General features: G+C 36.1%; 3 protein-coding genes. All 3 read left to right on the forward strand.

Annotated features, from left to right (window positions below; translation table 11 throughout):
• The first annotated feature begins 84 nt into the window (after nucleotides 1-84).
• Genes J2W48_RS08955 through J2W48_RS08965 form a run of 3 tightly spaced genes read left to right on the forward strand, consistent with a single transcriptional unit; the run spans nucleotide 85 to nucleotide 12,816 of the window.
• Nucleotides 85-10,266 (forward strand): non-ribosomal peptide synthetase, encoded by a 10,182-nt coding sequence (locus tag J2W48_RS08955; protein ID WP_310280452.1) that lies wholly within the window; start codon nucleotides 85-87, stop codon nucleotides 10,264-10,266.
• 49 nt (nucleotides 10,267-10,315) lie between these two features.
• Nucleotides 10,316-12,118 carry an outer membrane beta-barrel family protein gene (locus J2W48_RS08960; protein ID WP_310280454.1) on the forward strand — a complete coding sequence of 601 codons (1,803 nt, stop codon included), beginning with the start codon at nucleotides 10,316-10,318 and terminating at the stop codon, nucleotides 12,116-12,118.
• 11 nt (nucleotides 12,119-12,129) lie between these two features.
• Nucleotides 12,130-12,816, forward strand: coding sequence for a thioesterase II family protein (locus tag J2W48_RS08965; protein WP_310280456.1), 687 nt, complete (start codon nucleotides 12,130-12,132; stop codon nucleotides 12,814-12,816).
• The last annotated feature ends 11 nt before the right edge of the window (nucleotides 12,817-12,827 follow it).

Consider the following 12,827-nt stretch of genomic DNA (forward strand, 5'->3'; position numbering starts at 1 on the left):
CAGGTTTTTATTTAAAATCCTGTGTAAACCATGATGAAACAAATTAGGGAATCATTACAGATAAGTACATAATAAGATAAAGCAATGCATACATTACTCAAAAAATTAAGAGCTTCCAATATAAAACTTAATTTATCGGGAGATAAACTGGATATTAATGCTCCTAAAGGAGTGCTTACACATGAGTTATTAGATGAAATAAAATTAAACAAGCAAAAAATAATTGATTTTATCAAACTTTCACAAAACTCAGGTGATCACCATAGTGATATCCCCAATGTAGATCTGCAGGAAAATTATATTGTATCATCATCGCAAAAAAGTATATGGTTGCTATGTCAATTAGAAGAGCAAAATACTGTCTACAACATTCCCAGCATCTTTGAATTAAAAGGAGATTTAAATATAGAGGCACTTGAAAAAGCATTTTATTCTGTACTGGAACGCCATGAATCCCTAAGAACAGTTTTTGTTGAAACAACAAATGCCCAAGTACGACAGCAGATTGTTGCCGTGAAGGACCTTGATTTTCAGTTTAGAATAGAAGACTTATCACATAATGAAAGTGATGAACAGATGGAAAGCATTATCGAAAAAGAATTAAAATTTTCATTCGATTTATCAAAAGATTGTTTAGTCCGTGCTAAACTAATAAAAACTTCAAAAGACACTTTTGTTTTTGTACTGGTAATCCATCATATAATTACGGATGGCTGGTCGATACAGTTAATGATTAATGAATTATTTGTATTCTATAATGCCTTTACAAAAAACAGTTCCGATCCATTTCTTCCTTTACAAATTCAATATAAAGATTACGCGGCCTGGCAGCAAAACCAGTTAAGGGACAGTAATACAACGCACAAGGAATACTGGTTGAAACAATTTCAGGATACCATTCCGACACTGGATTTACCGACCTATAAAACAAGACCGTTAACAAAAACATTTAACGGCGGCATTGTAAAAAGAAGTTTCAACAGTGAAATTTTAAAAGAATTCTCCAATTTATGCCAATCTCAGGATGCTACGCTATTCATGGGATTAACAAGCCTGCTAAATCTGTTATTTTACAGATATACCAATCAGAGTGATATTATAATTGGTACCCCAATTGCCGGAAGACCCCATTCGGATTTGCAAAATCAGTTGGGACTTTATCTAAACACATTAGCACTGCGCACCCAATTTGACGGGCAGAACAGCTTTATTGATTTATTACGGAATGTCAAAAACAGAACACTTGAAGCCTACGAACATCAGCTCTATCCGTTTAATGAATTGATCGAAAACCTAAACTTAAAAAGAGAGGTAAGCCGCAGTCCATTATTTGATGTGATGTTAATATTACAGAACATGGACAGTTACGACAGTAGTTCACAACAACTGGAGGGCATAACGATCCAACAATATCAAAACAAACAAAATTTGCTTATTAAATACGATCTGGAATTTACATTTGATGAGTTTGGTAATGAATTAAATTTCAATTTAACATTCAATACTGATATTTATACTGTAGATTTTATAGAAAAAATAACAGGACATTTTGGTAATCTGCTTCAAGGAGTTATTGCAGAACCAAACCTTCCTGTTTCACATATTACGTATTTATCTCCGGATGAAATAAAGCAGTTAACAGTTGATTTTAATGACACTTTGATAGCCTACCCAAAAGATAAAACGATTATAGAATTGTTTGAAGAGCAGGCAGCCCGGACACCGGATCATATTGCAATTGTTTTTGAAGAATTGCAATTAACCTATAAAGAACTTAACGAAAAAGTAAATCAATTTGCTTTTTATCTGAGAGAGAACTATGATATTCAGCCGGATGATCTTGTGGGCATAAAATTAAGCCGAAGCGAACAGTTGATTATTATCATTTTAGGAGTACTGAAATCAGGAGCCGCGTATGTTCCAATTGACTCCGATTATCCACAAGAAAGAATAGATTACATTGAAGAAGATACTAATTGCAAAGCTATTATTGATGAGGACGAACTGATGCTTTTTAATTTCCAGCGATTCAGATATAAACTTGAAAATCCGGAAAGGGTAAATACTCCGTCCGATTTAACTTATATCATTTACACTTCCGGTTCAACCGGAAATCCAAAAGGAGTGATGGTGGAGCATCGGAATGTGGTAAGACTCGTGAAGCCTTGTTCTTATTTCCCATTAAATTCAGATAAGACACTGCTAAGCACAGGTTCCATCTCTTTTGATGCCACAACGATAGAGTTTTTCGGAACCTTACTAAATGGGGCTACATTGGTACTAACCAGTCAGGACGATTTACTTGACTTATCCACCTTAGAAAATATCGTTAAAACAAATGAGGTCAATAGTCTCTGGATGACAGCATCTTGGTTTAACAGTGTGGTCGAAAATAATATCAGTTTTTTTGAAAACATCAGTCAACTGATTGTGGGAGGAGATGTAGTATCACCAAAACATACCCAAAAAGTTTTCGAAAGCAATCCATCCATAAAAATCGTAAATGGTTACGGGCCTACTGAAAATACTACTTTTTCGGCAACTTTTGATATTCAGAACGAAAAGTACATCACCATTCCAATAGGCAAACCGATCCCAAATAGCCAGGCTTATATACTGGATCAAAACTTACAGCCGGTTGCTGTTGGGATAAGCGGTAAATTGTATTTATCCGGTGCAGGCGTTTCGAGAGGCTATTTAAATCAACCCGAACTTACCGCCGAAAAATTTGTAGCCAATCCGTTTATTTCAGGAACGAGGATGTACGACACCGGCGATTTAGGCCGTTGGCTTCCCAATGGGACTATTGAATTTTTGGGCAGAAATGACCATCAGGTAAAAATAAGGGGTTACAGAATAGAGCTGGGAGAAATAGAAACGAGCCTTTTGCAATTTTCAACTGATTTAAAACAAGTCGTAGTTCAGGTTAAAGATGTAAACGGAGAAAAAGTCTTGGTTGCTTATTATGTTTCGGACATCGAAATAGACAAGATTGAAATTAGAAATTACCTGCAGACAAAGTTGCCGGATTATATGATTCCTGCCTTTTATGTGCTTTTGGAGCAGATACCTTTGACATCAAATGGTAAAACCGATCGTAATGCATTGCCGGGAATAAACGGAGAAGCCAGTATTCGAAGAGAGTACGTACAGCCACGAAATGAAACCGAACAAAAAATGGTCGAAATATGGCAGGAAGTCCTCGGCCTTGAAAAAGTTGGGATTACCGATAATTTCTTTGAAATGGGTGGACATAGTCTTATTGTGGCACAAGTCATCAACAGACTCAACAAACAATTGAATAAAACAGTATCGTTCAGGGATTTTTTCGCTAACCCAACCATCGATGCACTAAGCAAAACGCTGAACCAAAATGATTATGCGGCCATTCCACTGGCAACGATTATGGAAAGTTACCCTTTAACGGCTTCCCAGAACCGATTTTGGATTCTGAGCCAGCTCGAGGGAGGTTCTCTGGCCTACAATATGCCTTCGGCGATTAAATTAACTGGCGATCTGGATATCGCTACATTTAAGGAAACCTTTAGTTTGCTAATTCAGCGCTATGAAATATTAAGAACAAGCTTTAAAAACAATTCAAAAGGTGAGATACATCAATATATAACACCTGCAAGTGAAATTAATTTTGAAGTAACACAGCAGGATTTGAGCAATCATAAGGAGCAGGAAGATCTTGTTTTACAGCATTTGGAGCAGCAGAATGTTATTGCTTTTAATCTGGAACAAGCCCCTTTAATAAGAGCCTCTTTGATTAGAACACAAGAAAAGGAACATATTTTTTCGCTGTGTATGCATCATATCATTGGTGACGGATGGTCGATGCAATTAATAGTCTCCGAAGTAGTAAAAATATACAATGCCATCGTTCAGGGAATCCCGGCTAATTTGCCACAGTTGGACATCCATTACAAAGATTATGCAGTATGGATAAATGAACAAATTCAACAGGAAAAATATCAAAAGGCGAAAGAATTCTGGTTAAACCAATTCAGTGGAGAATTACAGGTATTGGAACTTCCAAGTTTTAAGAAAAGACCTTTGATGCAAACCTATAATGGCGCTGTTAAATCGTATGAGTTCTCCGGTGAATTTTTAAAAAAACTAAAAACGTTTTCAGGCGAGCATGATGTAACGTTGTTTATGACCTTAATGGCCGGTATCAAAACGTTACTGCATCGCTACAGTAACCAGAACGACATTATTATTGGTACCCCCATAGCAGGCAGAGAACACCCTGATTTAGAAAATCAGCTGGGGCTTTTTCTGAACACACTAGCCATTCGTACCAAGTTTGAGCAGGGAGATAGTTTTCTGACTATTTTAAATAAAGAAAAGGAAACACTTTTAAACGCTTACCAGCATCAGGATTATTCTTTTGATGAACTGGCAGGGAACCTGAATCTAAAGAGAGACCTGAGCCGATCGGCTTTGTTTGACATATTGGTGGTGCTTCAAAACCAGGCTCAGTTAAAAAATATAGCCAACAATGCGGGTTTAACAGGATTAGAAGCAGAAGGTTTTGATTTTGAGAATAAAACATCAAAATTTGATATCAGTTTCATTTTTGTCGAGACAGAACAGCTGCTTCTTTCGATTAATTACAATACGGATATATACGATTTGTTTTTGATAGATGCGCTCTTCAGTCATCTGGAAAATATATTTAATGAAGGAATTAATAATCCCGCACAAGACATTGATAAACTGGATTACTTATCAGCTGCGGAAAAAACAAAATTACTTTCAGATTTTAATGCTACTGCGGCAGCTTATCCGGAAAATAAAACACTGATAGATTTATTTGAAGAACAGCTTGAAAAAACGCCAAATAATACTGCTGTTGTTTTTGAAGAAACAACACTCACGTACCAGCAGCTTAATGAACAAGCAAGCCAACTGGCATCTTATTTAAGAAAAAGCCATGCGATTGAACCAGGTGATTTAGTTGGAATAAAACTGGATCGAAGTGAGAGAATAATTATAACTGTTTTAGGAATATTAAAATCAGGAGCGGCTTACGTACCGATCGATTCTTCTTATCCTCAGGAAAGAATTGAATATATAGAAAGAGACAGCAATTGCAAAATTGTAATTGATGAACCTGTTTTTGCGGCCTTTTATAAAACAAGACAAACCTACTCCGGTGCAACCATCGAAAAAAGGAATACTCCGACAGATCTGGCGTATATTATTTATACTTCAGGTACCACAGGCAATCCAAAAGGAGTAATGGTCGAGCATAGAAATGTAATCAACTTAATCAATTCGCAGACAAAGCAGTTTAAAATTGATGAAACCGAGAGAATTCTGCAGTTATCCAATTTTTCTTTTGATGCCTCTGTGGAGCAAACTTTCCTAGCGTTATTAAATGGAGCAGCTTTATACATACTGCCAAGAAGAGTGCTATTGGATGAAATCGAATTGGAGCAATTTGTATTTGAAAACAAAATTACCCACTTCCATTCCGTTCCATCAGTGGTAAGTAAATTGAAGCCTTCTAATAGATTTAGCTTAAAGAGAGTTTTGTCAGGAGGAGATATCTGTTCCGAAAAACTGGCAGCCTCCTGGAGTGCTATTTGTGATTTTTACAATAAGTATGGTCCTACTGAAACAACTGTTACTTCGATAGAATTTTTGTATAGTCAAGACAGGCCGTTTTCTATCGGTCGTCCTATTTCAAATACGCAGGTGTATATCCTTAATAATGCATTGCAACCGACGCCATTAGGTGTTTCAGGTAACCTATACATTTCAGGGGCAGGTGTAACCCGCGGTTATTGGAATAAACCGGAGCTCACCTCAGAAAAGTTTGTCGAAAATCCATTTATTCCGGGTACTAAAATGTACGATACCGGTGATGTAGGACGATGGCTGGCGGATGGAAATATTGAATTTTCAGGCAGAAATGACCATCAGGTAAAAGTAAGAGGATTCAGAATTGAATTAGGCGAGATAGAGATCGGCCTTTTGCAGTATTCCTCTCATTTAAAGCAGGCGGTCGTTCAGGCAAAAGAAGTAAACGGAGAAAAAGTACTGGTTGCCTATTACGTGACCGATGCAGCAATAGATAAAGCAGCAATCAGAAACTATCTGTTAGGAAAGCTGCCGGAATATATGGTACCTTCCTTTTATATCGGTCTTGATCAGTTCCCGGTAACACTCAACGGGAAAATAGACCGTAAAGCATTGCCGGGTATTAGTGGAGAAGACGGTATTCGAAGAGAATATGTCGAGGCACGAAATGAGACAGAACAAAAAATGGTCGAAATCTGGCAGGAAGTGCTTGGTCTTGAAAAAGTAGGGATTACCGATAATTTCTTTGAATTAGGCGGACATAGCCTTATTGTGGCACAAGTGATCAACAGACTAAACAAACAATTGAATAAAACAGTATCGTTCAGGGATTTTTTCGCTAACCCAACCATCGATGCCTTGGGTAAAACGCTGAATCAAAATGATTATACGGCCATTCCACAGGCAGCGATTATGGAAAGTTACCCTTTAACGGCTTCCCAATACAGATTCTGGATATTGAGTCAGTTAGAAGGAGGCTCGCTGGCTTATAATATGCCCGCAGTCCTTAAATTGACAGGTGATGTGGATACCGCTAAATTTAAGAAAACCTTTAATTTATTAATCAAACGACACGAAATACTACGAACAGGCTTCAGAAATAATGCAGAGGGACAACTGCGTCAATTTATAAAACCTGCAGAGGATGTTGTTTTTGAAGTAACAGAAAAAGATTTCACTTCTAAAGAAGGACAGGAAGCTCTTGTTTCTGACTATTTGAAAGAACAAAATGCAATTGCTTTTAATCTGGAACAAGCCCCTTTAATAAGAGCCTCCCTAATTAAAACCCATGAAAAGGAACATATCTTTTCGCTATGTATACATCATATAATTGGTGATGGATGGTCGATGCAATTAATAGTCTCCGAAGTGATAAAATCATACAATTCTATCGTTCAAGGAATTGCGATTGATTTACCCGATTTAAACATCCATTACAAAGATTATGCAGTATGGATCAATGAACAACTGCAACAGGAAAAATATCAAAAATCCCAAGACTTCTGGTTAAACCAGTTTCAGGGACAATTACCGGTATTAGAACTTCCGAGTTTTAAGAAAAGACCTTTAGTGCAAACCTATAAAGGGGATAATATATCGTATAAATTCTCCGGGGCACTTTTAGAAAAGCTAAAAACTTATTCAAAAGAGCATGATGTTACTCTGTTTATGACCTTAATGGCGGGTATAAAAACGTTGCTGCACCGATACACGAATCAGAAAGATATTATTGTAGGGACACCTATAGCAGGAAGAGAACATCCGGATATAGAAAACCAAATAGGACTTTACCTTAACACATTGGCCATTCGCACACAGTTTGAAGATGAGGATGCTTTTTTGGATATTTTAAATAAGGAAAAGCAAGCACTTTTAAATGCTTATGAGTACCAGGAATATTCTTTTGATGAATTGGTAGAAAACCTGAACCTGAAGAGAGACCTGAGCCGCTCGGCTTTGTTTGATGTACTGGTGGTTCTTCAAAGCCAGAACCAATTAAGGAATTTAACAAAAAATGCCACATTAGCAGGAATAGACATATCCGGTGTTGAGTTTGAAAATAAGGTCGCAAAGCTGGATATCACCTTTACTTTTGTCGAAACAGAACATCTGGTACTAAACATTGATTACAATACAGACATATACGATGCCATATTTATAAATTCAATATTCGGTCATCTTGAAAATATATTAAACGAAGCAATTGATAATCCCAAATACGCCATAGAAGAATTGGATTATTTAACTATTGCAGAAGAAAAGAAACTATTGCTGGATTATAACAACACTTCGACTGTGTATCCCCAGGAAAAAACCATAATCGATTTGTTTGAGGATCAGGTTGGAAAAACTCCTGAAAATATTGCAGTTATTTGCGAAAACAACAGTTTTAGTTACAAAGAAATCAACGAGGAGGCCAATCAGTTGGGGCATTATTTAAGAGAGCATTACAAAATAAAAACCGACGATTTAATAGGGATTAAATTAGATCGAAGCGAGAAAATGATTATCACACTCTTAGGAATCCTGAAATCGGGAGCTGCTTATGTGCCAATAGATACTTCATATCCTCAGGAAAGAATTGAGTATATCGAAAAGGACAGTAATTGTAAAATAGTAATTGACGAAAATATACTTGAATCCTTCTATAATAGTCAGCAAGAATACGCTAAAGTAAATCTTAAGAGCATCAATACTGCCAATGATTTAGCGTATATCATTTACACTTCCGGAACTACAGGTAATCCTAAAGGGGTTATGATTGAGCATAGAAATGCAGTGGCCCTGATTAATTGGGCTGACACAGAATTTGATAACACTAAATTCGAAACCGTATATGCCGTAACTTCTTATTGCTTCGATTTATCCGTTTTTGAACTATTTTATACCCTTTTGATTGGTAAGAAAATAAAGCTCTTAAAAAATGGTCTGGAAATCAAAAACCATATCGATAAAGACAAGAATGTATTAATAAATACAGTTCCGTCTGTTGTGAAGCAGCTTTTAGATGATGGCGTTTCTTTTGAATCTGTAAGCATATTAAATATGGCCGGAGAGCCAATAGCGCACAGCACCATACAAAGATTACCTGTGGATGAGATAGAAGTTTACAATTTGTACGGCCCGTCTGAAGATACTACGTATAGTACCTATTTTAAAATCAAACAAAAAGATTATTTATCAGTACCAATTGGGAAACCAATCTCGAATACGCAACTTTATATATTAGATAAAAAGTTGCAAGCGGTACCTGTTGGGGTGGTTGGTAAAATATATGTAGCAGGAGCAGGAGTAGCCAGAGGGTATCTGAACAAGCCGGAACTTACGGCAGAGAAATTTAGTATCAACCCGTTTAGGCCTGAAAGCAAAATGTATGATACCGGAGATTTGGGAAGATGGTTGCCGGATGGAAATATTGAATTTTTAGGAAGAAATGACCAACAGGTAAAAATAAGAGGATTCAGAATTGAATTAGGCGAAATCGAAGCCCGTTTTGCACAATATTCAGAAGACATCAAACAAGTAGTGGTAGAGGTGAAAGAAGTAAATACAGAAAAGGTATTAGTCGCGTATTATGCAAGCCAGATCGAAATAGACAAAACAGAGATCAGAAACTACCTTTTAGGAAAACTGCCGGCATATATGGTGCCTTCCTTTTATGTGGTTCTGGATAGTCTGCCATTGACACCTAACGGGAAAACAGACCGAAAAGCATTGCCTGGTATTAGTGGCGAAGATATCATAAGGGTAGAGTATGTAGCACCTAAAAATGAAATAGAAAAGAAAATAGCACGAATATGGCAGGAAATTCTGGGTCTTGAAAAAGTAGGAATAACTGATAATTTCTTTGAGTTGGGCGGAAATAGTATTTCGGCAATAAATGCCATTTTTAAAATGAATAGAGAACTTTCTAGTGATTATCCTGTAGATTCACTGTTTCGCTATAATACGATTGCAGAAATAATACAATACCACCTCACTACCATTTTTGATTTGGATAAGGACTTTTATGAATACGGAAACAGTCATGCCCAAAATATGGTTTTCGCCTTTCCACCAATTTTGGGTTGTGGAAACGTCTACAGGGACTTATTTCAAAATAAGGAAGATTCCAGATATATATCCTTCAATTTTATGGAAAATGAAGAAAATCCAGCAGCGTATTATGCTAACAAAATCAATGAAATTCAGGAAAGTGGTGACATCGTTTTATTTGGCTGGTCGGCAGGTGGTATCTTATCATACGATGTTGCCAGTTATCTGACAAAGAAGCTAAACAGAACTGTATCCCGAATTATAATGTTTGATTCTGTAATGCTGGACGAGGAAAAACTAAATATAGAGTTATCCGCCGACATATTTGACTTAGGAATGGAAATCGATGAAAACATGCAGGAAATACTGGCGCAGGCGCAGGAAAAGCGAATTGGGTATATCAATTATCTGATGCGTATAAAATTCACCAACAAACTGCCCGCCGAATTAGTGTTGGTAAAAACAGAAACCAATGAAAATAAAAAATGGGAAGAAAATTTTGAAACAGTGTGCTATATAACTGGAAAAGGACAGCACCAGAACATGCTGGAAGGAGATAATTTGAAGCACAATAAAAAAATATTAAATAAAATTATTGCCAAAGAGGATATTCTTACAGCTATTTTCCAGGAGTAATGCTTCATGAAAGCGGCTAAAGAATCACCAATAAAAATACAAATTGTAAATGAAATATAAATTATTTTGCTTGATGTTCATTCCATTTTTAAGCTTTTCACAAACAGGTACTTCCCTAAATCAACCCAATTCTACAGAAGATTCTGGTGAATATTTTGGTGGTGCTGTAAAATCAGTTTACAAACAGCATAAGTTTCCGAGTTTTAACAACAGCATCAATCTGGTTTACAATCGTGGTAGATGGAAAGTCAATTCAAGTATAAGTTATGGGCGGGAGAAATTTTTCAGGGAAAATGATGTCAGTACTTTTTTTTCTGATGCATCATTTATTAGTTCGGGAACAACAGATTATGACTTTAATAGTTTTGTGACCTTTATCGATGTGCAGTACCAGATTTCAAAAAAGACGAAAATAAATGTCTCCTCCATGAATGATACATATGAGAATATATTAGATACTAAAACAAATATAGATATCTATAACAGCCCGGACGTATTAGATCGGTATTATATTGGAAGTAAGAAATTAATTTCGAATCTGAAACGGAATTCCCTGAATGTGCTGTTAAGGCATGATTTTAATGAAAATAAATTTTTGACTATCGAAGCAGATTGGCTTCAAAGACCGTGGAACTATAATCAAAATACTTATGGACAGGATTACGATGTAAATGGTGCAGCTGTGCCCAATCGCAACTATACAGTTTACCATGACGGACGTACAGATTTGAATATATATACCCTGAATGGTTTGTATCATTTTCCTACAGGACTTTTCAATTTCACCATTGGAGGCAAATGGATCTACATTGAATCCAATTATAACATCAGGAATTTTAGGAAGTATGATGAAGATTATGTGCAGGATTTATCATTATCACCAATCTGTACTTACATTGAAAACAGACAGATGGTATTTTCAGATTTAAAAAAAAGTTTTGGAAAACTAGATCTTCAGATTGGATTTAAGCTTGAAAATACAATCATAAACGGTTATGTTGATGATATTGACTATAACGATCTGGATGATAAATATTTAAAGTTATTTCTCTTCCTAAATGCAACATACAGGTTTGATGAAAAAAACAAACTAAGTTTTGCCTATTCGGAGTATTACAACAGACCTCTATACAGATTTATAAACCCATCTTTAGGGATTTATAATGCTTATGAGAATTATTTGGGAAATCCGTTTTTAAAGCCATCATTAACAAGCAATTTCAATCTGGTATATGCTTACAAATCACAATATGACTTAGGTGTTTCCTATTCGAAAACAAAAGACAATTTCTGGTCCCTGACCAATTTTACAGAAGATCATATCGTAGCGCATAAAGTGGTCAGCTATATGGATTTAAACACCTTGCAGGTTTCAGGTAACTCTTTCTTAAAATACGGGAATTCTTTTGAAACGAATATCCAGTTACAGGGATTCTACAAGTTCAACCAATCATTGGTGCCGGCTATAGAGGATGTCGATGTCTGGGGCTGGTATGGTATGATAAACAGTCAGTTCTATTTCAATGCAGAGCGAAACATTTCAAGTAATTTAAGTTTTTGGTACCGTTCTAAAAATCTTAGTCAGGAAGCCTTAATCAGCAAACAATATGCTATGGATTTTGGAATAAAATTTTTAATGCTTCGTAAAGATTTTATAGTTGAGGTTAATGTGACGGATATTTTAAAATCAATGAATGAATACAAAGTAGCTACCGTTGATAATGTTAGGCAAACCTTCAGAAATTACCAGGATCCAAGAGCTTTCAGGATTTCGGCGATCTATAAATTTGGAAACAGGAAATTAAATTACGCAGAAAGAATTGCCGAAAACGCAACAGATCACTCCAGATAAAACCCAAACATATGCAGCTTTTTTTACTACACTTTGCCGGAGGAAATGTTTACTCATTTGAGTTTCTCAGAAAAGAGATCTCCAATGTCGATTTTATTCCTCTTGAATTACCGGGAAGAGGTAAAAGGCACAGAGAGCAATTAATTACGAATAAAGACCAGGCTATTGAAGATTATTATAATCAGATTACATCTTTACGAAACAAAGAGCCTTATTTAATTTACGGACATAGCATGGGAGCCACTTTAGGACTTTCTGTAGCTGCAAAAATGGAAATTGCGGGAGATAGCCCCAAATCACTTATTGTATCCGGAAATGCAGGGCCCGGAATAAAAAAAAATAAAGATATTATACATTATACACTGGATGATTATAATTTTAAAAAAGAATTGCTGAGCCTAGGCGGAATCCCGGAAGAAATAAGCGAAAACGAAGGATTATTTGATTATTTCCTGCCAATCATCAGGGCCGATTTTGAGTGTCTCGAAAAAGATTTTTTTTCTGAACAGGGACTACGGATAAATATCCCAATACATGCTTTAATGGGAGTCGATGAAGAAACCTGTGATAAGATCGAAAACTGGAAAAGTTTTACTCACAACACGTTCACCTCTGATATATGGGATGGAAATCACTTCTTTATCTACAAAAATGCTGTTGCATTAGCTAATATTTTTACAAGTGCAAAAAAAAAATAAACAATCAAAAA

The sequence above is a fragment of the Flavobacterium piscis genome (assembly GCF_031457575.1).
Classification (GTDB): domain Bacteria; phylum Bacteroidota; class Bacteroidia; order Flavobacteriales; family Flavobacteriaceae; genus Flavobacterium; species Flavobacterium piscis_A.